The sequence below is a fragment of the Agrobacterium rubi TR3 = NBRC 13261 genome (genome assembly GCF_000739935.1).
In the GTDB taxonomy this organism is placed as follows: Bacteria; Pseudomonadota; Alphaproteobacteria; order Rhizobiales; family Rhizobiaceae; genus Agrobacterium; species Agrobacterium rubi.
Map to the genome: position 1 here is coordinate 42,875 of NZ_BBJU01000016.1, position 23,958 is coordinate 66,832.

The following is a 23,958-nucleotide window of genomic DNA, read 5'->3' on the forward strand; positions in this document are numbered from 1 at the left end:
CATGCTCAGATATATTCTAGGGCGCCTGCTTGTGATGATCCCGACGCTCATCCTGATCTCGATGCTGGTCTTCACCATCATCGAACTGCCACCAGGCGACTATTTCGAAAGCTATGTTGCCGAGATGCGGGCCATGGGCGAAACCGCCAATCTGGCCGAGATCGAGGAACTGCGCAGCCGCTACGGTTTCGACCAACCGGCACCGATCCGCTACTTTCGCTGGGCAACCGGCATGCTGGTGGGCGATTTCGGCTTTTCCTTCGAGTACCAGCTACCCGTCAACGAAGTGGTGGGCGACCGCCTGTGGCTGACCATGCTGGTGTCCTTCGTCACCATCATCGTCACCTGGATCATCGCGTTTCCCATCGGCATCTATTCGGCCACGCATAAATATAGCTGGGGCGATTATGGCCTGACATTTCTCGGGCTTCTCGGCATAGCCATTCCCAACTTCATGCTGGCGCTGATCCTGATGTATTTCGCCAATATCTGGTTCGGCACCTCCATCGGCCACCTTATGGACCGGGAATATCTAAACCAGGCAATGAGCTGGCCCAAATTCAAGTCCATTCTGGAGCACCTCTGGATACCCGTCCTCATCATCGGTACTGCCGGAACCGCGGGCATGATCCGGCGCCTTCGCGCCAATCTGCTGGATGAGTTGCAAAAGCAGTATGTGGTGACCGCCCGTGCCAAGGGCCTGCATCCTTTCAAGGTGCTGACGAAATATCCGCTGCGCATGGCGCTGAACTTTTTCATCTCTGACATCGGCTCGATCCTGCCAGCCATCATCTCCGGTGCGGAGATCACCGCCATCGTTCTATCGCTGGAAACGACAGGCCCGATGCTGATCCGTGCGCTGCAAAGCCAGGACATGTATCTGGCAGGCTCCTTCCTGATGTTCCTCGCATTCCTGACGGTGATCGGTGTGCTGATCTCCGACATTGCGCTTGCCATTCTCGATCCGCGTATCCGCTTTGGGGGTGGTAACATCAAATGACGTCCACTCTTCCCAAGCCCGGCGAAGCCTTGCCGCATTACGTTTCGACCGCACCCTTCGATCCCAATCTGGTCGAGCCAACGACATCGGGCCTTGCCGCCTTCAGCAAAGCGTCGCAATTCAAGCTGATGTGGTGGCAGTTCAAGCAGCACAAGCTCGCGCTCTATTCCGGTGCGTTCCTGCTGTTCGTCTACGTGTCGATCCTCATTTGCGAATTTCTGGCACCCTACAATCTGCACACCCGCAACGTCGAAAACATCTATGCGCCGCCGCAGGCCATCCATCTGTTTCATGACGGCGAATTTGTCGGCCCCTTCGTCTACGGACGCAGCATGAGCCTCGACATGGAAAACCTGCGGCGCGTTTATACCGACGTGCCGACGGACGTACAGAAACTGCGCTTCTTTTGCCGTGGCGACAACTACCAGTTCTGGGGTCTGTTCGACAGCAATGTGCACCTGGTTTGCCCGGCAAAAGACGGGCAGATGTATCTGCTCGGCACCGATCGCCTCGGGCGTGACGTGCTGTCGCGCATCATCTACGGCGCGCGCATTTCGCTCACCATTGGTCTGATCGGCGTCGCCATGAGCTTCGTTCTCGGCATCGTGATCGGTGGTCTGGCCGGTTATCGCGGCGGCATCTTCGATCTGATCGTCCAGCGCATCATCGAGGTTCTGCAGTCCATCCCCAGCATTCCGCTGTGGCTGGCGCTCGCCGCCATCATGCCGGTGACGTGGAGCCCCATCCTCGTTTATCTCGGCATCACCCTTATCCTTGGCCTTCTGGACTGGACCGGGCTTGCCCGCGCGGTGCGCTCCAAGCTTCTGGCGTTGCGCGAGGAAGACTATGTTCTGGCCGCACAATTGATGGGTGCCAGCACGCCACGTATCATCGGTCGGCATCTCATTCCCGGCTTCATGTCCCATCTCATCGCCTCGGCAACGCTGACCATACCGGGCATGATTCTGGGCGAAACGGCACTCAGCTTCTTAGGCCTTGGCCTGCGCCCACCGATCACAAGTTGGGGTATTTTGCTCACAGAAGCGAGAAGTGTGAGCGTGATTGCCCTGTATCCGTGGCTTCTTCTGCCAACGGTGCCGGTGGTGCTCGTTATCTTGGCCTTTAATTTCTTCGGCGATGGACTACGTGATGCGGCAGACCCTTTTAAATAACCACGGACCGTCCAGTGACCCATCGACCCAACCCGACCAGCCATGCGACACTGGACAAGAGGTGCCCGCTGTGAGCACCCGTCTGAACGATGCCCGTATCTTGATGTACAGCCACGACTCGTTCGGCCTCGGGCATCTGCGCCGCTGCCGCACCATCGCGCATGCGCTGGTGGAGGATTATCGTGGCCTGAATGTGCTGATCATATCCGGTGCGACCATTGCCGGTGCATTTGACTACCGTGCCCGCGTCGATTTCGTGAAAATCCCCAGCGTCATCAAGCTCAGAAACGGTGAATACACCTCGCTTGATCAGCACATCGACCTTCAGGAAACCCTGAAGATGCGCCGTTCGATCATCTATCACACCGCTGAAAGCTTCCAGCCAGACATCTTCATCGTCGACAAGGAGCCCATGGGGCTTCGCGGCGAGGTGGAAGAGACGCTCGCTTATCTGAAGGAGAGGGGCACCAAACTCGTCATTGGCCTTCGCGACGTAATGGACGCGCCGCAACTGCTGGAAGCCGAGTGGAAGCGCAACGATGTTCTGACCAAGATCGAGCGCTATTATGATCACGTCTGGGTCTATGGCCCGCCTGACTTCCACGATCCGCTGACCGGGTTGGATGTCCCGCCGAAAGTGCGGGAAAAGATGGATTTCGTCGGCTTCTTGCAACGCTCGAAAACACAGTCGGAAAGCCCATCGCATCGCACTGATGGCGATTATATTCTGGTAACGACCGGCGGCGGTGGCGACGGCAGCGAATTGATCGACGATGTGATCAATGCCTACAAGGCCGATCCGGAACTCACGCAAAAAGCCCTGATCGTGCTGGGCCCCTATATGCCGGGAGATCAACGCGCGCGCTTCATGCAGAACATATCCGACATTCCCCATATCGAGATCATCGGGTTCGACAATCGCATGGAAGACATCGTTGCGGGCGCCAAGGCTGTCGTGTCCATGGGCGGTTACAACACGGTGTGCGAAATCCTGTCCTTCGACAAGCCGGCGCTGATCGTGCCCCGTATCGTGCCCCGCGAGGAACAGTTGATCCGCGCAAGCCGCGCATCGGAACTGGGTCTGTTCGATATGCTGGTGCCCGAAGAGGCTGAAAACCCGCAAAAAATGGCGCAGGCGCTCAAGGATTTGCTGAAACGCGCGCCGCCTTCGGCCAATGGCAGAAACCTCAAGCTCGACGGGCTGGAAAATATTTCCAAACGGATTGCCGAATGGCTTCAGACGGACGATACCGCAAAAGCCGCGATCCCCCGCGCTTGAGCCCGGAAAGTGACGCTGACATCGTGACCGTCAAAAAGAAAATCATGGTTCTCCTGAAAGGCTATCCGCGCCTTTCGGAGACCTTCATTGCACAGGAACTTCTGGGGCTTGAAAAGGCAGGGCTCGAGCTGGAGCTTGTTTCCATGCGCCGCCCGACGGACAAGAAGCGCCACCCGGTGCATGATGAAATCCGCGCCAATGTAACCTACCTTCCGGAATATCTGCACGAAGAACCGTTGCGCGTGCTGAAAGCGCTCTGGGCCTGCCGGAGTAAACCCGGTTTCGGTAAGGCGCTTCGCTGCTTTGGCCACGACTTGCGACACGATCTGACTCGCAATCGCTTCCGCCGCTTTGGACAGGCGGCTGTGTTGGCACATGAATGGCCTGATGATGCCGGGTGGTTGCACGTCCATTTCATCCACACACCGGCATCGGTCGCCGCTTACACCCATCTGATCACCGGTACGCCCTGGACGATCTCTGCCCACGCCAAGGATATCTGGACCTCCAGCGATCGGAATCTCTCGGCGAAGCTCGACAGCGCCCGCTGGGCCGTGACCTGTACGGCCAGTGGTTTCAGGCATCTGCAAAATCTCTCGAGCGACAAGACCAAGGTTCACCTCAGCTATCACGGTCTCGATCTGACGCGCTTTCCGCATTTCGAAGGTCCACGTCCATCACGCGACGGCTCCGATCCTGATGATCCGGTCCGAATCTTGAGCGTCGGCCGTGCCGTAAAGAAAAAGGGTATCGACATCCTTTTGCAGGCCTTGGCTGCTCTGCCGTCATCACTGCACTGGCGTTTTACCCATATCGGCGGCGGCGATGAGTTAGCGACACTTAAGGCACTGGCAGACGAACTCGGCCTTTCCGAGCGCATCGAGTGGACGGGGGCGATGGAGCAGAAACAGGTTTTGGAACATTACCGACAGGCCGATCTGTTCGCGCTCGCCTGCCGCATCACCAGCGATGGTGATCGTGATGGACTGCCGAACGTCTTGGTGGAGGCAGCGAGCCAGAACCTTGCCTGCATTTCCACCAACATTTCAGGCATTCCCGAATTCTTCATCGATGGCGAAAACGGGTTGCTGACAGAGCCCGAAGATGCGACCGCCTTTTCGCAAGCTCTGCTGAGCGTGATCACTGATCCCGGCCTTCGGACAAAACTTGGCGACGCGGCGGAAAACAGGGTCCGAACGTCATTTGATCATCGCAATAGCATCACAGAGTTGAAAGCATTGTTCGAGCAGGAATGGGAGAAAGACCTGTGACCGCAAAAAAATCTGCTCCTCGCGTCTTCTTCTATGTTCAGCATCTGCTCGGCATCGGCCACATCGCTCGTGCCAGCCGTGTCGCACGTGCCTTGGTCGCGGATGGATTCGATGTGACGTTGGTGACGGGCGGAAAGCCGGTCCCGGGATTTCCCGGCGAAGGCATCCGCCATATCGAACTGCCGCCGATTGCCGTCAGCGACGGCAACTTCTCCGGCCTCGTGGATGCCACGGGTCAGCCGGTGGATGACACATTCAAGGATGACCGCACCAGCATGCTACTGGGTGCCTATCACGGCGCACGGCCTGATATCGTCATCATCGAGGCGTTTCCGTTTGGACGCAGGCAGGTGCGTTTTGAACTCCTGCCGCTTTTGGACGCCATCGAGCGAAGCATCGAGCGTCCGCTGGTAATGACATCCTTGCGCGATATTCTTCAGGAACGCGCCAAGCCGGGCCGTGATGAGGAAACCATTGCGCTGGTCAAAAAGCATTTCGACACGGTTCTGGTGCATGGCGATCCGAACTTCGTGCGGCTGGAAGAGACCTTTCCGCTGGCGGATCAGATCAGCCAGCGGATCGTCTATACCGGCCTCGTGGCTGCGGCCAAACCGGAACCACCACAGGAACGCTTCGATGTCGTCGTTTCCGCAGGCGGCGGCGCGGTGGGGGCAACGCTGATCCGTGCTGCACTGGAAGCCGCTCCAAAGCTCGATCACGTCAAAAGCTGGTGCCTCATCACCGGTCCCAACATGCCGAAGGCGGATTTCGACGCCATTTCCGAGCAGGCAGGCGACGGCATCTCGGTGTTTCGTTTCCGCAAGGATTTTGCCAGCCTGCTGTCGGGTGCCCGGCTTTCCATTTCGCAAGCGGGCTACAACACGGTCTGCGACATCTTGCAGGCAAAATGCCGCTCGCTTCTCATTCCTTTCGCTGCCAGCGGTGAAACAGAGCAGGGCGCGCGTGCGTCTCGCCTCGCAAAACTGGGCGTTGCCCACGTTCTGGAAGAAAGCGCCATATCGCCGCAATCCATGGCAGAGGCCATTAATGTGGCGCTGAACCTGCCGGAACCGGATAAAATCGATCTCGATCTGGATGGTGCGGCAGGCACAGCAAGAATATTGCGCCGTTTCTACGAAGAACGAGAATTCGACAAGCTCAGTATCTGAGTTTTTCGCGCCGGAAACCGAGCCCGATCACCCTGCCCGCCAGATGCGCGAGCAGCGGAAAGCGCATGATGGCCAGCACGAAGGCAGGCGGCCCCTTCGCCTTTTTGACGTCGGCCTGATCCTTCTTGTTTTTGCTGCGCATCATCAATTGCAAGCGCTGCGTTGCCTTGGTCGGAAAAGAACGGCGCTTCTCGATTGCCGCCAGATCGGCATCGGTGATTGCGCGCCTGGACGATAGGATCGGAATGATCACATTCGCCACCGCCACCGCATCCTGAATGGCAAGGTTGACGCCCACACCGCCAATCGGCGACATGGCGTGGGCAGCATCCCCGATGCAGATCAAACCCGGTTTCCACCATTGTGTCAGCCTGTCGATGCGCACCGTCAACAGCCATGCATCGTCCCAGCTTTGAATTTCCGAAAGGCGTTCGCGCGGCAAAGGGCAGACCTCGGCAACGCGGTCGCGAAACGCCTCTAGACCCTTCTCCTGGAATTCGGCATAGGAGCCTTTGCGCACCACGTAGCCGCACTGCCAGTAATCGCCCCGGTCGATCAGCACGAAACCCTGTTGCGGACCCGCATGCCCCATTGTCTCCTGGGGATCACCGGGTTGTTTCGACAGGCGCATCCACACCACTTCGGTGGGAACACCGAAACGCTGGATTTCCAGACCGGCCTTGTCCCTGATAACCGAATTGCGCCCGTCGGCACCGATAACGAGATCTGCTTCGATGGTCAGGAGACCTTCCGGCGTCTCGACTTTGAGACCGTGGACCTTGCCTCCATCCTGAAGGAGGTCAGTCACCGGCGCATTCATCAGCAGTCTAAAATTCTCGAACTGCCCGGCCTTGCCTGCGAGGAAATTCAGAAAATCCCATTGCGGCATGAAGGCGATGAAGCGGTTCTTGACCGGTAACCAGGAGAAATCGGCAATCGTGACTTTCTGATCGCCGATCTCCGCATGCAACTTTTCCGCCCGCGTGTGCGGCAGCGCCAGAAATTCCCTGATGAACCCGAGTTGGTCGATGATATCGAGCGTGGAGGGATGAATGGTATCGCCGCGAAAATCCCGCAGAAAGTCGCTGTGTTTTTCGATGACGGTGACGTCGACATTGGCGCGAGCCAGCAACAGCCCCAGCATCGTGCCAGCCGGTCCGCCACCCGCTATCGCGACCGTGGTTTTGATCGACCGATCCGTATCCATGTTTTCCATTGACGTCCCCTTACCGCTCAAACAGCGGGGCTAACCGCATTCTTGGGATGTGGCCAGCCATTTGCGTCCAAACGGAACAACCATTCGGAGCGTGCGAAGATAAAAGCGAACGCCATCGCCGTCCATGTTCCCAACAGCAAACCTGCCGCGACATCGCTTGGATAATGCGCACCGACGATCACCCGTGAAACGCCGATGACCAAGGCAAGGCCGATGAAAACGAAACGGAAGCGCGGGATGAGCATCAGGAATGCGCCGAAAAACGCCCCTGCTGCTGCCGAATGTCCCGAAGGAAAACTCTCATAGAGATTGTCACCGGTGAAAGGTGTGAGGCTGTAAGCGCCCATGTCCATCAAAAGTTCAGGCCTTGCGCGCCCGATCAGAAATTTCAGCACGTGCACGAGAATGCTGGCCATGCCGATGGTCAGGAAGAAATACAGCAACAACCGCCATGCCGTTTTGATGCGGCTGGCATAGGAGTAGCTCGCCAGCACGCGCGTGGCAGTATAAGCGACAATTGCCAGAAGCCCGGTGCTATAGAGCATCCAGCGGAACGTGCCGAAATCGGTGATCGCCTTGTTGAAACCGATGACGGAGCCCGGAAGTGCTTGCGCGCGTTGCGAAATAACGGGATCGAAAGGAATAAAGACCAGCACAAGAACGAAAGTCGCGGCCAAAATCCAGCCACTGGAAACAAAAAAGCGTCGCATGCCATTCCTCTTCATGAATAGTCTGGAATATGCTGATGGTTCAGACCAAACACAAGAGTGGCTTTCCTCCTTGTTATGCTCACCTTTCACTTGTAGACGCTTGCATGACAAAGTTGAGAAAATCCGGATTGACATGACGCACCCAAAGCGCCCCACTGCACCCGAAAAACTGACCGTTCTGGGCTCCACCGGCTCCATCGGCACCAACACGGTCGATGTCATCAACCAGCTTGGTGGACGCGACCGGTTCGACGTGATGGCGCTAACAGGGGCTGGAAATATCGCGCTTCTGGCAGAACAGGCGCTGGCGCTGGGCGTAAAGCTGGCCGTTACCTCCGAAGACGATAATTACGAGGCGCTCAAGGGCGCACTGGCTGGCAGCGATATAAAGGTTGCCTCCGGCAGGAGCGGTTTGCAGGAAGCAGCCGAGATGGACGCGGACTGGGTGATGGCGGCCATTGCCGGAACACCAGGTCTGGAACCCACGCTGACAGCGGCGCGGCGCGGTGCCAATATCGCGCTCGCCAACAAGGAATGCCTCGTGTCTGCCGGAGACGTTTTCATCCGCAGCGTCGTCCAGGGCGGTGGGCAGTTGATTCCGGTCGACAGCGAACACAGCGCGATCTTCCAATGTCTTGAGCCGGCGAACAAGGCGAATATCGAGCGCATCGTGCTGACCGCATCCGGCGGTCCATTCCGCACCTTCACCCGCGAGCAAATGGCAGGCGTGACGGCAGAGACCGCCCGCGCCCACCCCAACTGGTCGATGGGCCTCAAGGTTTCCATCGGCAGCGCGTCCATGTTCAACAAGGCGCTGGAGATGATCGAGGCGAAATACCTGTTCGATCTTCGTCCAGACCAGATCGAGGTGATCGTGCACCCGCAATCGATCATCCATTCCATGGTCGCCTATACGGATGGATCGGTGATCGCTCAGCTCGGCTGCCCGGATATGCGCACGGCCATCGCCTATGCCCTCACCTACCCCGCCCGTGGCGAGATCGACGTGGAACGGCTGGATTTCACCAAATTGGCACGGCTGGACTTCGAAGCCCCAGACGAGGTCCGCTTCCCGGCTCTTCGGCTTGCCAGAACTGCACTGGAACGCGGCGGGGCGCAGGGTGCCGTGTTGAACGCAGCCGATGAAACCGCATTTCACGCCTTCGTGGATGGCCAGATCGGCTTTCTCGATATGGCCGATATCGTTGAGATGACGATGGACCGCCTGAACAACGGCCAGGTGGCGGAGACCATCGAAGACGTACTTGCTACCGACGAGCAAGCGCGCATCTATGCGCAGGAAGCGATCTCACAAAAACAAAAGGCCGCTTAAAGCGGCCTTTTTTTCATTCTTGATTTTGACTTAGGCGACCGCCCTTGCCAGAGCACATCGCGCCCAAAGCTGATGCAGCGCACCGACAAGCTGTTCCAGATCGGCGTCTGTGTGCAGCGGCGTCGGCGTGATGCGGAGCCGTTCGGTTTTACGCGGTACCGTCGGATAATTGATCGGTTGCACGTAAACGCCGTGATCGTCGAGCAGGATATCGGAAATCCACTTGCACTTGGCTGCGTCGCCAACCATCACCGGCACGATGTGGCTGGGGTTGGGCATATGCGGAATACCGCTTTTGTCTAGCATCGCACGCAATGTCCGCACCCGTTCCTGATGACGGGCGCGTTCAAACGGGCTCGCCTTCAAATGCTGGATGGACGCAACAGCGCCAGCGGCCAGTGACGGCGGCAGTGCGGTTGTAAAGATGAAGCCGGACGCGAACGAACGGATGAAGTCGCACAGGGCTTCCGACGCGGCGATGTAACCGCCCATCACGCCAAATGCCTTGCCCAGCGTGCCCTCGATAATCGTCAAGCGATCCATCAGACCTTCGCGTTCGGCAATGCCGCCGCCGCGCGGACCATACATGCCGACCGCGTGAACCTCATCGAGATAGGTCATCGCACCGTATTTATCGGCCAGATCGCAGATTTCCTTGATCGGCGAGATGTCGCCGTCCATCGAGTAGACCGATTCGAACGCGATCATCTTCGGAGCAGATGGGTCCGCTGCTTTCAGCTTGGCTTCGAGATCGTCGAGGTCGTTATGCTTCCAGATGACCTTCTCACAGCGCCCGTACCGAATGCCCTCGATCATCGAGGCGTGGTTGAGAGCATCGGAGAAAATGATCAGGCCGGGGATTTTCTGGCCGAGTGTACCGAGCGTTGCCCAGTTGGAAACATAGCCGGAGGTGAAAATCAGCGCCGATTCCTTGCCATGCAGATCGGCAAGCTCCCGCTCGAGTTTGACATGGTAATGGTTGGTGCCAGAAATATTCCGGGTGCCTCCCGCACCCGCGCCACAGTGATCAATGGCCGCCTTCATGGCTTCGACGACTTTGGGGTTTTGTCCCATGCCGAGATAATCATTGGAGCACCAGACCGTGACGTCTCTTTTTTCGCCATCTGCGGTATAGCGTGTCGCGCGCGGAAAATTCCCCTGCTGCCGCTCTAGGTCGGCGAATACGCGGTATCGACCTTCCGAATGCAAGCCATCCAGCTCGGTCTTGAAGTATGCCTCGAAGTCCATTCCATGCTCCAGAATTCTTGTCGTCGTTGTCGGCTCACCTCTCTAAACCGTCAACCCCCTCAACGCCGTTTGCACGAAACTGCGTCAATTCGCCCTCACTTTTGAACCATTCCAGAAACACATATAAGAGATTCATCAACCCGTAAAATTGATTCACATCAAATGACGACAAAAATGGAACTTTTCCATGCTCTGCCCGTTCAGTAGGGCACAATCGATTGGGGCCGGGACGCAGCCTGCTAAGGGACGCTTCCATAAACACACTCGACTTGTTAAACATCTGTAGCGGTCGGAGGTAGCAGTCGCCGCAGATGAGTTATGGGACGCCTACCAAAGAGCCACAGAGCTCATTGTAACGTTGGAGAGAGTTCATGAAGAAGGCCATTATTTTCGCCGCAATCGGTTTGACACTTGCAGGCTGCACGCAGACTGAAAAGGGCGCGTCCATTGGTGCCGTTTCCGGTGCTGTCATCGGCGGCGCAGTCACAGGCAACGTTCGTGGCGCAGCCGTGGGCGCAGCCATCGGTGGCGTTGGCGGTGCACTGATCGGTAACGCTTCCGAGCCAGGCTATTGCTACTATCGCGACCAGTACGGTCAGCGTTACACCGCTCGTTGCCGCTAATACCGCCAACAATGAAGAAACGAAGGCCCCGGTTCTCCGGGGCTTTTGCGTTTGTGCTGGAAAAATACGCTTTTGTGGGTGTCAATCACCCCTTTTGTGATTAAACTGCCCTGTTAACGGACGGGAAACCGGTGGGGCCGATAATAAATCCTCAACCATAAAAGTAGCGTATGTCAAACCGACACACAGACCCAAAGAAGAGTATTGCGTTCTGGAAGGCTGGCACTGCTATGGCGGTTGCTGCATCCGTGACGCTATCTCCCTGGTTCGTTCGGGATGCCTATGCGCTGAAGATTTTCGGCATCACTCTTTTCGGCTCCGATGACAAGGAGCAAGAGGTCCTCGATCCGGTCAAGTTCACAGTTACGCTCAACGCGACCGGCGCAGACGACAAGCTACGAAAGAGCCTCGAAAACAGCTCATTGCTAACGTCGGAGCCGGACAAACCCGCTTCGGGTGATCTGGGGCTTCTGATTCGTGCCCGCGACGACCGCGAGCGGATAGTGGCAGCGCTTTATGAAAATGCCCGATATGGCGGTACCGTAAAAATCACGGTGGCGGGCCAGGATATCGACGCCATTCCGCCCAACCCGTCTTTCAACCGCTCAGCGCCGGTTCCTGTCGTCATCGATGTCACGCCCGGCCCGGTGTTCACGCTTGGTGCAATCAAGCTCGAAGGCGATGTCGCCGGTCGTGACCTGAACGAGTACGGCCTCGTGACGGGTGGAGATGCGGGATCGCTCGCCATCATCCGCGGCGGCAACAAGCTGATCGAAGCATTGAAGGCGGAAGGCCGACCGCTCGCAAAACTGACCAAGCGGGAAGCTGTTGCCAACCACGCAACCAACACCGTCGATCTGACCTTGTCCGCCGAAGGGGGCCCGATCGCGCCGTTGGGCGAAGTCGCGGTAAAAGGCGAGAAGACGGTCGATGGCGATTTCATCCGGCGCTATTCACGTTTGAACGGCGGCGAGCCCTATTCGCCGGAAAAATTGCGCAAGGCCTCGGACCGCTTGCGCAAGCTTGGCGTCTTCTCCAGCATCACCATCAAGGAAGCAAACGCGCTGTCGCGCAATGGCAGCATTCCGCTCACCATCGAGGTCTCGGAAGGCAAGCACCGTTATCTGGGTCTAGGTGCGCAATATTCCACCACCGAAGGCATTGGTCTTCAGGGCTACTGGGGCCACCGCAATCTGTTCGGCAAAGCCGAATCGTTGCGCATCGAAGGCGCGGTTTCACGGCTGGGTGAAGCATCCAATGTCAAGGATATGGACTATTCCGCCGGGATCATCTTCACCAAGCCCGGCATCTTCAATCCTGAGACAACGTTTACGGCAAGCCTGAAAGCCAAAACCGAGCATCCCGATAGCTATGATGCGAGATCGATCACCGGCTATGGCGGATTTTCCTATGAGTTCAACGACTACGATACCGCGTCTGCGGGTCTCGAGGTCGAGTGGACGGATGCCGACGACGCCTTTGGCAACAACCAGTATCTGACCACATCCATACCACTGGAATTCGTGCGCGACCGGCGCGACGACAAGCTGAACCCCACCGAAGGTTTCCGGGCGGCAATCTCGGCCCAGCCGAGTTTCGAAGCGCTGAACGGGACATTCTTCACCTCCTTCGAAGGCTCCACCACCGCCTATAAGGGGCTTGGGTCCGATGATCAGGTGGTGCTGGCTGGAAAGATCGCGGGCGGCCTGCTGGTCGGTGCAAGCTCTTTGGAAGACGTTCCCGCAACGAGGCGTTTCTACGCAGGCGGCGGCGGCTCGGTGCGCGGTTACAGCTATCAGGAAATCTCGCCCTACAATGCGGACGGCGAGGCGACAGGCGGGCGTTCCTACGTCGTCTCATCGGTGGAAGCGCGCATCAAGGTCACGGACACCATTGGACTTGTCCCGTTCGTGGATGCGGGCGTTGTCTCCTCCGACCTTGCTCCCGATTTTTCCGATATCCGCGCCGGTGCAGGCATTGGGCTTCGTTATGCGACACCGTTCGGTCCTCTGCGCCTCGATGTGGCCATGCCGCTGAAAAAATATGAAAATGGAAGCAGCTTCGGCATTTATGCTGGCATCGGTCAGGCGTTCTAAGCGAACGTTATTTCACACAAGAACAAGAAAAGTGTAGATTACGTTTGATGACCGCACTGACTCGATTGTTGATATGGATCGCCTACATTGCTCTTGGCAGTGTCGCACTGCTCATCATTGCCGTGTTCTTCCTTGGATATACATCGACCGGTACGCAACTGGTTGCGCGTCAGGTCTCGTCGCTCATCTCGAGCCCCGACCAGACAATCGACATCTCACCGCCAAAGGGCCTGCTCACGGGCAGCCTTCGCCTCGACAGCGTGACGGTTTCAGACCGTGAAGGCCCCTATGCACGGCTTGCAGGCGTTGAGGTCGACTGGTCACCTCTGGCCCTTCTGGGCGGAACGTTTCGTGCCGAGCGGATCGAGGCGGCGCAGGTCGCTATCGACAGAGCGCCACGTCCATCGACCGAGCCCGCCACGAAAGCCTCAACCGGCTTTTCGCTGCCGGTCGACATTACCATCGATGACCTGTCGCTACCCGACATCGCGCTCGGTGAAAAGCTTGCGGGTCGCGCGTTCGAGCTGGCAGCCAAGGGCAGTGGCACAGCAACGAACAGCGCCATCATGCTGGCTCTTTCCGCCAACCGGAAAGACGAGCCGAATGCTCTCGTCACTGCCGAAATCGCTTTTGTCCCGAATGAGAATGTGCTGAAGCTCGATGCTGTCCTGAACGAACCGCAAGGCGGGCTGCTAGCCACGCTTCTACGCCTGCCAGATGCACCTGCCGTCGCGCTCACCATCAAAGGCGATGGTGCGTTGTCCGACTGGTCGGGAAAACTGACCGGTGCGGTTGCCGGCAATCCGGTTCTGGATCTGACGGGTCGCCATCAACTGGCGACAGACGGCACACGCCGGATCGAACTGCATGGCGGCGGCCAGCCCGATATGCTGCTGCCGCCGATGATGCGCCAGCTGTTTGCCGGTCAGACGAAGCTCGACCTTGCAACGAGCATATCGCCCGAAGGACGCATCAGTGTTGAAAGCGGCAATCTGGAAACAGGAAAGCTGCTGCTGACCGCATCGGGTGCGATGGACAGCCAGGGGCAGAACGATCTTTCCGCGAACCTGATCGGCACCAATGGCCCTGTCGATATCAGATTTCCGCTTGCAGACGGCGAAGTGGCGGCACTGGTGAATGGTGTCGACCTTGCTCTGCGCGGTAACGCCGATGCCGCCCGCCTCAACGTCAGCGCCTCACTACGCTCGCTCGCTTTGCCACAAGGCCGATTTGAAGACGTAAAGCTGTTGGCCAATAGCGACGACCTCAATCTGGCCAGCCAGACCGGCACGGTGAATACCAGCCTGAGCATTACGCAATCCGCCATGACGGCACAGGACCTTGAGCGGGCCATCAAGGCGCCGCTAAAGCTGAACGCACCCCTGCGCATCTCGCCCGGTACAATCGCCTTCGAAGGCGCGACGCTGGAAAGCGCCAGCATCGGCGGCACCGGCAGCGGAACTTACGATCTTTCCGCTGGCACGGTCGCGACAAACCTTCGCCTCTTCGTGCTGCCTGCTGTCTTGCCGCCCGCTCTCGCCGATAAATTCGACACGACGATTGCCATCGATGCTTACGTCAACAGCACGATTGGCGGGGCGACCAGTGTCGAGAATCTCGTCGTCAAATCCGGCACGATCGAAGCCAATGGCGATCTTGCGCTGGACAATGGCAATGTCACCGCAAAGCTGGGTGGCCGCCTTCCCGCACTTGAAAAACTGACTCCTCAGGCAGCCGGAGCGCTCGGCTTTTCGTTGGAAGCCAACGGTCCGCTTAATGCCGCTGATTTTCAGGTCAGCCTGAATTCCGCCAAGGCGACACTGGCGGGCCGCGCCTTGGAAGCGCTGAAAGTTTCGGCCAAGGGCAAGGCCGATCTCAACGCACCGCAGGCGGAGTTTCAGGCGAGCGGTACGCTTGACAAGCAGATCATCGACGCCTCTGGCGAACTTGTGCAAGGCGAAAACGGCACGACCATTCCCAAGCTGAACGTGACCGTCGGTCGCAACGTGCTGACCGGAAATCTTCAGTTCACTCCGCAATTTTTGCCGACCGGAAATCTTTCCTTCGACTTTCCCGATCTGTCGCTGCTGGCAGCCCTCGCCGCCCAGCAGGCAGACGGTGACGTAAAAGGCGACATCGTAGTGTCGAACGCGGATGGAAAGATCGCAGCAACAATCAAAGCCGCCAGTGGCACGATCCGCCAAGGCACGACCACGATCTCCAAACTCGCAGCTGATCTGAAGGTCGCTGACCTGCAAGCACTGGCCATCAACGGCAAGGTAACGGCGGAAACGATAAAGGCCGGTTCAGCCGATGTCTCCAATCTGAACCTTGACATCGATCATTCTGGCACGGGTACTGCATTTGACCTGACGGGCCGTTATGACAACGCGCCTTTGGCATTCAAGGGAACGGCCAACACGGCAGCCTCTCCTATGATGGTGAACCTCGACACCTTCACCGCCACGCCCAATGGCATCCCGGTGAAGCTGGTGCAGCCAACGGCGATCGCTATTAATGCTGGCACGGCGCGTATTTCTGGCCTTGTGATCCAGACCGGCAATGGCCGCATCGAAATCAACGGTACGGCCGGACAGGCGCTTGATCTCAACGCCACGATCCGCGCATTGCCCGCCAGCCTCGCCAATGCATTTTCGTCCGCGCTGGACGCAGCCGGAACGATTTCCGGCACCGTGACGGCAAAGGGCACGGCGTCTGACCCATCCGTCGATTACGATCTGATATGGGCCGATGCCGTAGTGAGCCAGACCCGCTCCGTAGGTCTGGGTCCGCTAGGCATTAAGGCCAATGGCCGGTTTGCTGGCGGCACCTTGCGTCTGGATACCACAGCGACCGGTCAGGGCGGGCTTTCGCTGTCCGGCGGCGGCACGCTCGGCATTGCGGGCAACAGACCCATCTCGATGGCGTTCAAGGGCGCGCTCCCCTTTGGTGCTGTTGCTGCACAGACAGCGGCGCAAGGTTTCGATGTCAGCGGCAAGGCGGCGGTCGATGTCAAGATCGAAGGCACAGCCAGCGCCCCCATCGTCACCGGCAGCATTACCACCGATGGCACCCGCGTCACCGACGTGCGCCGCAACCTGACCATCAACAATCTGGCTGCAACCATCAACCTCGAGCGCGACCGTGCGACGATTTCCCGATTGACGGGCCGGTTGGCGGGCGGCGGCACGGTGTCCGGCACCGGCAGCGTCGGCATCACACCGGGCTCCGGCTTTCCCGCAGACCTGACAATCACACTCAATCGCGCCGCCTATAATGACGGCACGTTGTTCACCACCAATGCCAGCGGCACGCTGACCCTGAAGGGACCGGTGTTGAATTCCCCGGTTCTCGGCGGCACCATCACACTGGAAAAAAGCGCGATCACGATCCCGGAACGTCTGCCTGCATCGCTGTCGCAGATGGACATCAAACACAAAAACGCACCCGCGGCAGTACGCGCGCAGGACAAAAAACTCAATGCGGACAAGGGCGGCAGTGGCAGCTCTTCCGACATGGCGCTCGATCTCCAAGTGAACGCGCCGAGCGGCATCTTTGTCCGCGGCCGAGGGATCGATGCGGAATTGACGGGGAGCTTGACGGTGCGCGGCACGGCTGCCAATCCTGCGGTCTCCGGTGGTTTTCAGATGCGGCGTGGCCGACTTGAAATCCTGACGCGGCGTCTGGATTTCACGAACGGCGACATTACCTTCGGTGGCGGTCTCGTTCCTGTCCTCAATATGGCAGCAGAATCGACAGCAGGCTCCACGACGGTTACCGTCACGGTCACCGGCAATGCCAATGACCCGGCTTTCGGTTTCACGTCCTCCCCTGCCCTTCCCCAGGACGAAGTGATGGCGCAGCTCATTTTCGGCCAGTCCATGTCCAAATTATCAGCGCTGCAAATCGCGCGGCTGGCAGATGCTGCAGGTCAATTGGCAGGCGGACGGTCCACATCACTGTTCGATAGTCTGCGCAGCAATCTCGGCATTGACGATCTCGACATTTCCACCGATTCGGAAGGTCAGGCGCGCGTGTCGGCTGGTAAGTACATCAACGACCGCACCTATCTCGAACTTGAACAGAGCGGAAGCGAAGGTGCGAAAGCCATCATCAATCTCGACGTGGGCAAAGGCGTAAAACTGCGTGGTGAAGCAGGCGCGGACGGTGCAGGTGCTGCCGGTATTTTCTATGAAAAGGAATACTGACACCTGAAATAAGATCGTCGCGGGGCAGCGATCTTATCGTATGCTCGATATTTAACGCTCATATTCAGATATTTTTAAAGTAGTTCTTGTAGGTAAATTCTTGTTGCCTTGAACGGGTTTTCACCTGACAGGTCCGCGCGCAACGGCAAAAGGCTGCATTGAACCTGTCGGTTCATGCCTTGGAGTTTCATCGACGTGCTATCTTTTCCTGGAACGCATGCGAAAGCTGTTCTTACCGCATTGGGTCGCTCACAAGCGATGATTGAATTTGATACCAGCGGAAAAATACTGTCTGCAAACGAAAATTTCTGCCGTGCCATGGGTTATAGCGAAGAGCAGATCGTTGGCCGTCACCACAGCATATTCTGCGAACCCGCTTACGCAAAAAGCACGGAATACAGCACGTTCTGGAAAGAACTCGGCGCTGGTAAATACGATGCCCGCCAGTACAAGCGCATCGCCAATGGCGGCAAGGAAGTCTGGATACAGGCATCCTACAATCCTCTCATGACCGGTGGCAAGGTCAGGAGCATTCTCAAGCTTGCGACCGTCATCACCGAAGCGAAGATGAAAGCGGCCGAGGATTCCGGTAAAATCGACGCGATCTCAAGAGCGCAGGCGGTGATCGAGTTCACCACGTCCGGTGAGATCATCACTGCCAACGCAAATTTCTTGAACTGCCTGGGTTATAGCCTGACCGAAATTCGCGGCCAACATCACCGCATGTTCTGCGAAGAGGATTTTCGCAACGGCGCAGAATATGCCGAGTTCTGGCGTAAATTGGCCGCTGGTGAATTCATATCCGCTACGTTCAAACGAATTGGCAAGGGCGGAAAAATCGTCTGGATTCAGGCCTCCTACAACCCCATCGTTGATCAGGACGGACGGGTCTTCAAGATCGTCAAATTTGCGACCGACGTGACGGAGCGGGTTCGCGCTGTCGATAACCTGGCCGATAGCTTGACAGCGCTGGCAAACGGCGATCTGACGGCTGTCATCGAGCAGCCCTTCAGCCCCACATTGGAAAAGGTGCGAAGGGATCTCAACAGCTCGCTGGTGAAATTGCAGGATGCGATGCGCAACGTGTCGGAAAGCGCTGCTGGCATTGCCACCGGCTCCCGCGAAGTGAGCGAAGCAGCCGACAATCTGGCCAAACGCACCGAACAGCAAGCTGCCGCCGTCGAGCAGACGTCCACCGCTTTGAGCGAGATCACCAGAACCGTTGCACAAAACACGGTGCGTGCCGAACAGTCGGGAGAACTCGTCGCCAAGACCAAGGCTGGAGCGGAGCATTCCGGTGCCGTGGTCACCAAAGCGATACAGGCGATGGGGCGCATTTCGCAATCGTCCAACGAAATCAGCAACATCATCAGCGTCATCGATGACATCGCGTTTCAGACCAATCTTCTGGCCTTGAATGCCGGCGTAGAGGCCGCGCGCGCTGGCGAGGCCGGCAAAGGTTTTGCGGTTGTCGCGCAGGAAGTGCGCGAACTTGCCCAGCGCTCGGCTCAAGCCGCCAAGGAAATCAAAACGCTGATCACCACATCGTCCGAGCAGGTCAAGGACGGCGTCGAACTGGTCGGCGAGACCGGAAAGGCCCTCGCCACGATCGTGACGCAGGTTGGCGAGATCAATACCAATGTTGTCGCCATCGTTGAAACAGCACGCCAGCAGGCAAGTGGCCTCAAAGAAATCAACCAGGCCGTTGAAGCAATGGACGCCAACACACAGCAAAATGCCGCGATGGTGGAAGAAACGACAGCGGCAAGCCGTAGCCTTGCGCATGAAGCGCATGTTTTGCGAGAATTGTTAACGCAGTTTAGATTTGAGAAACATTCTTCTGCTACGAATCAAAAGATGAAGCCGGACGAAAATAAGCCGGTTGTTCGTACACCAGGCAGGATGCCAAAATCCGGATACGCGAGCGTCGGTGCGCTTGCACTAGCCCAGAACAAGGATTGGGAAGAATTCTGATGGTTACGATTAATTCTACGAACTTCGGCGGCGATACCCTCGAAATCATCGCGTTTCGTCTGCATGATCAGGAGTTCTGCGTCAAAACGACCACCATCCGGGAAATTCGCGGCTGGGCTCCATCCACTCCTCTCCCGCACGCTCCGAAAGACGTCATCGGTGTGATGAACCTTCGCGGCTCGGTCATTCCGATCATTGACCTTGCCTACAAGCTCGGCATGAAGAGCACCGTCGCCAATGAGCGCAGCGCCATCGTCGTGGCAGAAGTTCATAACATGGTCATCGGCATGTTGGTGGACCGCGTCTCGGACATTCTGACGATCCCGGCAATCCAGGTACAGCCAGTTCCTGAAGTCTCTGCTTCTTTCGATAAGTCCTTCTCGGAAGGCATCATCGCCAACGAACATGGCATGATCTGCTTCTTGAACCTCGCCAAGATGTTCAAGGGCACAGACCTGGAAGATTTGGCCGCTTAATCGCGATCACCCGCGCATTCAACTGAGTCTTCGAAGCACGCTGCCTGGGTAACCAGGCGGCGTATTTTCGTTTGCGGTTTTTTCGGTGAAGAAACCCAGATGCAAAGAAAATTCGTCGACATAACAATCAAGAAAAGAATCATTGGTGTTGCTGTCACGTCATCAAAATAGGCAAATTTAAACTTCATGAATTCATAAATTCAACTTCAATTCAACATCTCGTCAACTTACTGTTAATATCATTAATGTCTAATTCAATTGAAACACGAAAATATCTTGTAACGAACCCCACAACAAAAACGCGCGCGACAATGAAGTATGGCACTGCCGCGGCATTTTCAGCTTACTTGGAGATAGCATGCTTTGGCTGGGAAAAAATGCTGACAACCGAAACGTCTTGGATGCCCTATCGGCTTCGCAAGCGGTGATCGAGTTCGATCTCAAGGGCAATATCCTCACGGCAAACAAGAACTTCTGCGTTGCGCTGGGCTATGAACTTGCGGAAATCATCGGAAAACATCACCGCATCTTCTGCGATCAAGACTATATCAACTCGAAAGCCTATTCGGATTTCTGGGCAGGACTTGGCGCCGGAAAGTTCGATGCACGCGACTACAAGCGCATTCGCAAGGACGGCAGCGAAATCTGGATAGAAGCTTCGTACAATCCCGTCCTGCGGGGTGGTCAGCCCTATAAGGTTGTAAAGATTGCAACCGATATCACGGCAAAGAAGCTTAAGGCCGAAGAAGACAACAACAAGCTTCAAGCCATTTCCCGCTCTCAGGCCGTCATCGAGTTCACGCCGACAGGTGAGATCATCACCGCCAACGATAATTTCTGCGCCACATTGGGCTACAGCCTGAGCGACATCGTTGGCAAACATCACCGGGTGTTTTGCGAGCCAACCTATTCGGCCTCTGCGGACTACGCCAGCTTCTGGAAGCGTTTGGCAGCCGGTGAGTTTATTTCTGACGAGTTCGTGCGCTTCGGCAAGAACGGCAAGGAAGTCTGGATACAGGCCGCCTACAACCCCATCCTGAACAGCAAGGGCCTCGTGGTCAAAGTCGTCAAATTCGCGACAGATGTGACCCCGCGCATGAGTGCGATTTCCACACTCGGCTCCGCCCTTCGCCTATTGGCCGATGGCGAGCTTCGCCAGAGCCTCGACGTCCCCTTCGTGCCCAGCATGGAGAAACTTCGCGCCGACTTCAACGAGGTCATGAAAACGCTTCGCTCCACCATGCAGACGGTCGCCCATAACTCGGCAACGATCGCCTCCGGTTCTGCGGAAATTCGCGTCGCCGCAGATCAGCTTGCCCGGCGCACCGAGCAGCAGGCAGCCTCTCTGGAGGAAAGCGCCGCAGCACTCGAGGAAATTACCACCACGGTCAAGGATTCCAGCAGCCGCGCCGACGAAGCCGGACGGCTCGTCGCTTCGACCAGACAAAGCGCCGAGCGGTCCGGTGAGATCGTCCACCGCGCCATCGAAGCGATGGACGAGATTTCGCAGTCATCCGGCGAAATTACCAGCATCATCAGCGTCATCGACGAGATCGCCTTCCAGACCAATCTTCTGGCTCTGAATGCGGGCGTTGAGGCCGCACGTGCTGGCGAAGCGGGCAAGGGCTTTGCAGTGGTGGCCCAGGAAGTGCGTGAGCTTGCGCAACGCTCTGCCAGTGCCGCCAAGGCCATCAAGGAACTCATCAACAAGTCGCGCCAACACGTGTCCAACGGTGTCGAGCTTGTCGGCCAGACGGGCGACGCATTGAAACAGATCGCCGAACAGGTCGGCCAAATCGATCTGAACGTCGTGGCCATCGTCGAGGCATCCCGCGAACAGGCCAATGGTCTGGCTGAAATCAATGACGCTGTGAACCTGATGGACCAGGCAACCCAGAAGAACGCCGCGATGGTTGAAGAAACCACCGCTGCGAGCCACGGGCTGGCGCGCGAGGCCGAAAGCCTACGAGAACTGCTGACCCAGTTCCAGGTGAGTGACGGGCCAGCGTCGTCGGCGCCATCGTCACGATATGGGACAGATTACGACGAACCGGCTGTCCAGAAGACAGCATCTGGCCGCAGGTAATCTACAAAGGTCAAAGGATAAGAAGACCAGAACCAGCGAACTGAAAAAGGCGGCACAGGTGCCGCCTTCTTGTTTTCTACTTAAAGAGTTCACTGATCAGGTGAACAGCACGAACGTCTTCTGCAGGGTGATCCAGATACCCCAGACGATCGGGATACCGACAACGGCCCAGGCAATCGCTGCCTTGGCGTCGAAGCCGCCCTTGCCGATGCCGAAGGAACCTGTCGGGCCGCTGCTTGCAGCAGACGTTTTCGCCTGAAGGGAAGCAACTTCCTCATCGGACATGTACCACTTGTCTGCGAGCGGCTTGACCATGAGGTTGGCGATGAGACCCAGCACCAGCATACCGGCCAGAATATACATCGTGAAATCATAGACCTGCGCGCGTGGAATGCCCGCAGCGATCTGTGCTTCACGAATATAGTTGACCACGACAGGACCGATGATGCCCGCCGTTGCCCATGCCGTCAGTAGACGACCGTGGATGGCGCCAACGAACTGCGTGCCGAAGATATCGGCAAGGTAAGCCGGGATCGTTGCGAAGCCACCGCCATACATCGACACGATGATGCAGAGCATGCCGACGAACAGAGCCTTATTGCCAAGACCAGCCGCCCATGGAGCGGATGCATACAGCACGATGCCAAGCGCAAAGAAGGTGAAGTAGGTTGCCTTGCGGCCGATGCGGTCGGAAAGCGACGCCCAGAAGAAGCGGCCAGCAATGTTGAATACCGACAGCAGACCAGTGAAACCGGCAGCAATGGCCGCGATCTGAGCGAGCTGCTCAGGCGTCAGGTCGGCAAACTTCACGTCAGGGAGACCGATCAGCGAACCGGCGAAGATTTCCTGAAGCATGGGCGATGCCATGCCGAGAACGCCAATACCAGCGGATACGTTGAGGCACAGAACAAGCCAGATCATCCAGAACTGCTTGGTCTTGTGTGCATTCTTGAGATGAACGTGGCGGGTCGTGATCATGGAGTTCTTGGCAGCGGGTGCCGTCCAGCCTTCAGGCTTCCAGCCTGCGGGCGGAATGCGATAGCCAAATGCGCCAGCCATCATGAAGACGAAATAAATTGCCGCCATGACGAGGAAGGTTTCCCAGACGCCGATGGATGCATCGGTGCGGAAGTGGCGCATCAGCGCATCCGCAAGCGGAGCACCGATCATTGCGCCGCCGCCGAAGCCCATGATGGCCATGCCGGTTGCCATTCCGCGACGGTCCGGGAACCACTTGATCAGCGTGGAGACCGGAGAAATGTAGCCGAGGCCAAGGCCGATACCGCCGATAACGCCGGCGCCGAACCACATCAACCACAATTGGTGTGTCATGATGCCGATGGCGGCAATGGCCATGCCACCGCACCAGCAGATGGCGGATACGAAACCGGCCTTGCGTGGACCAGCACGTTCCAGCCAGCCGCCCCAGATAGCCGCAGAGCAGCCCAGCAGCACGAAGAACAGCGTGTAGATCCAGCCGAGGTCGCTGACGCGCCAGTCGCAGGTGGTGGTGAACAGTGCCGAAGCGAGATTGAGATCAGGGCAGGCAACCGTCGAGGTGATGCCGATTGCCTTCGTCAGCGGCAGCCAGAAAACCGAGAAGCCGTAGGCCATGCCGATGCAAAGATGGATGGCAAGTGCAGCCGGTGGAACCAGCCAGCGGTTGAAGCCAGGTTTTGCGATAATGCGTTCACGGTCCAGAAGACCTGCACCCGCAGCCCCCGGCGCGAATGTTTGGTTCGTCGCAGTCATTGTGTGTCCCTCCATTCACAACGCCCAGCGCTATGAATTTCGATGTTGCTATTCGCCTCGGGGTCGTTGCGTGGCCTGCAAGTCGATGCAGGTCACGCAACATTCCATCCGAAACAATGTCCCAAGCCCACGGGCCGACTTGCGGTGGCGGCTCCTTCTACGGGACGCTCACACGCAATCGGCCTTATGTGTTGCCGATGACACCCAGCAATTCGCGTGCCAGAACATAGATTGTGACTTATCAATAGGATGCGTCAGGTGACTCAGTCGCATGAGACAATTTGTCCAACATAGCGCGACAAAATGTCCACATTTTTGCTTGATTTTCGCCATATTTTAGAATGT

At 57.4% G+C, this 23,958-nt stretch carries 16 protein-coding genes; 12 read left to right on the forward strand and 4 right to left on the reverse strand.

The window, feature by feature from the left end; all coding sequences use genetic code 11:
- Position 1 precedes the first annotated feature (1 nt).
- The 5 genes from RRU01S_RS13615 (at position 2) to RRU01S_RS13635 (ending at position 5,891) form a co-directional block, all read left to right on the forward strand.
- The gene (locus RRU01S_RS13615; protein WP_045230826.1) at positions 2–1,000 is read left to right on the forward strand and encodes an ABC transporter permease; all 999 of its coding nucleotides are present in this window, start codon (positions 2–4) and stop codon (positions 998–1,000) included.
- Complete coding sequence (locus RRU01S_RS13620; protein ID WP_045230827.1) at positions 997–2,172, forward strand: ABC transporter permease; 1,176 nt, start codon at positions 997–999, stop codon at positions 2,170–2,172. Before RRU01S_RS13615 ends, RRU01S_RS13620 begins: the two co-directional genes overlap by 4 nt.
- A gap of 70 nt (positions 2,173–2,242) precedes the next feature.
- Complete coding sequence (locus RRU01S_RS13625) at positions 2,243–3,451, forward strand: glycosyltransferase family protein (RefSeq protein WP_045230828.1); 1,209 nt, start codon at positions 2,243–2,245, stop codon at positions 3,449–3,451.
- A gap of 44 nt (positions 3,452–3,495) precedes the next feature.
- Complete coding sequence (locus RRU01S_RS13630; RefSeq protein WP_045230933.1) at positions 3,496–4,722, forward strand: glycosyltransferase; 1,227 nt, start codon at positions 3,496–3,498, stop codon at positions 4,720–4,722.
- Entirely contained in the window at positions 4,704–5,891 is a 1,188-nt protein-coding gene (locus RRU01S_RS13635) for a glycosyltransferase family protein (RefSeq protein WP_108722641.1), read from the forward strand. The genes RRU01S_RS13630 and RRU01S_RS13635 overlap by 19 nt, the downstream gene beginning before the upstream one ends.
- On the opposite strand, the gene RRU01S_RS13640 is transcribed toward RRU01S_RS13635, so the two are convergent.
- Both RRU01S_RS13640 and RRU01S_RS13645 read right to left on the reverse strand, forming a co-directional pair.
- Entirely contained in the window at positions 5,881–7,107 is a 1,227-nt protein-coding gene (locus RRU01S_RS13640; protein WP_045230830.1) for an FAD-dependent oxidoreductase, read from the reverse strand. The two genes, RRU01S_RS13635 and RRU01S_RS13640, sit on opposite strands and share 11 nt — an antisense overlap.
- Positions 7,108–7,124: 17 nt before the next feature.
- Complete coding sequence (locus tag RRU01S_RS13645; protein ID WP_045230934.1) at positions 7,125–7,817, reverse strand: phosphatase PAP2 family protein; 693 nt, start codon at positions 7,815–7,817, stop codon at positions 7,125–7,127.
- A gap of 133 nt (positions 7,818–7,950) precedes the next feature.
- On the opposite strand from RRU01S_RS13645, the gene dxr reads away from it, so the two are divergent.
- Positions 7,951–9,150, forward strand: a complete 1,200-nt coding sequence (gene dxr, locus RRU01S_RS13650; RefSeq protein ID WP_045230935.1) for a 1-deoxy-D-xylulose-5-phosphate reductoisomerase — start codon at positions 7,951–7,953, stop codon at positions 9,148–9,150.
- 30 nt (positions 9,151–9,180) lie between these two features.
- Here dxr and hemA read toward each other — a convergent pair whose 3' ends face one another.
- Complete coding sequence (hemA, locus tag RRU01S_RS13655) at positions 9,181–10,398, reverse strand: 5-aminolevulinate synthase (protein ID WP_045230831.1); 1,218 nt, start codon at positions 10,396–10,398, stop codon at positions 9,181–9,183.
- 371 nt (positions 10,399–10,769) lie between these two features.
- On the opposite strand from hemA, the gene RRU01S_RS13660 reads away from it, so the two are divergent.
- The 6 genes from RRU01S_RS13660 to RRU01S_RS13690 all read left to right on the forward strand — a co-directional run bounded on the left by RRU01S_RS13660 (position 10,770) and on the right by RRU01S_RS13690 (position 21,861).
- A complete protein-coding gene (locus tag RRU01S_RS13660; protein ID WP_045230832.1) occupies positions 10,770–11,021 on the forward strand; it encodes a YMGG-like glycine zipper-containing protein in 252 nt (83 codons plus the stop codon).
- Positions 11,022–11,191: 170 nt separating this feature from the next.
- The gene (locus tag RRU01S_RS13665; RefSeq protein ID WP_081880074.1) at positions 11,192–13,117 is read left to right on the forward strand and encodes an autotransporter assembly complex protein TamA; all 1,926 of its coding nucleotides are present in this window, start codon (positions 11,192–11,194) and stop codon (positions 13,115–13,117) included.
- Between the two features lie 47 nt (positions 13,118–13,164).
- The gene (locus tag RRU01S_RS13670; RefSeq protein ID WP_045230834.1) at positions 13,165–17,325 is read left to right on the forward strand and encodes a translocation/assembly module TamB domain-containing protein; all 4,161 of its coding nucleotides are present in this window, start codon (positions 13,165–13,167) and stop codon (positions 17,323–17,325) included.
- A 174-nt stretch (positions 17,326–17,499) separates the two neighbouring features.
- Positions 17,500–19,299 (forward strand): methyl-accepting chemotaxis protein, encoded by a 1,800-nt coding sequence (locus RRU01S_RS13675; RefSeq protein ID WP_108722642.1) that lies wholly within the window; start codon positions 17,500–17,502, stop codon positions 19,297–19,299.
- Positions 19,299–19,775 (forward strand): chemotaxis protein CheW, encoded by a 477-nt coding sequence (locus RRU01S_RS13680; protein WP_045230835.1) that lies wholly within the window; start codon positions 19,299–19,301, stop codon positions 19,773–19,775. Before RRU01S_RS13675 ends, RRU01S_RS13680 begins: the two co-directional genes overlap by 1 nt.
- 358 nt (positions 19,776–20,133) lie before the next feature.
- A complete protein-coding gene (locus RRU01S_RS13690) occupies positions 20,134–21,861 on the forward strand; it encodes a methyl-accepting chemotaxis protein (RefSeq protein WP_081880075.1) in 1,728 nt (575 codons plus the stop codon).
- A 96-nt stretch (positions 21,862–21,957) separates the two neighbouring features.
- Here RRU01S_RS13690 and RRU01S_RS13695 read toward each other — a convergent pair whose 3' ends face one another.
- On the reverse strand, positions 21,958–23,613 hold the full coding sequence (locus RRU01S_RS13695) for an OFA family MFS transporter (RefSeq protein WP_045230837.1): 1,656 nt from the start codon (positions 23,611–23,613) through the stop codon (positions 21,958–21,960).
- Positions 23,614–23,958 lie beyond the last annotated feature (345 nt).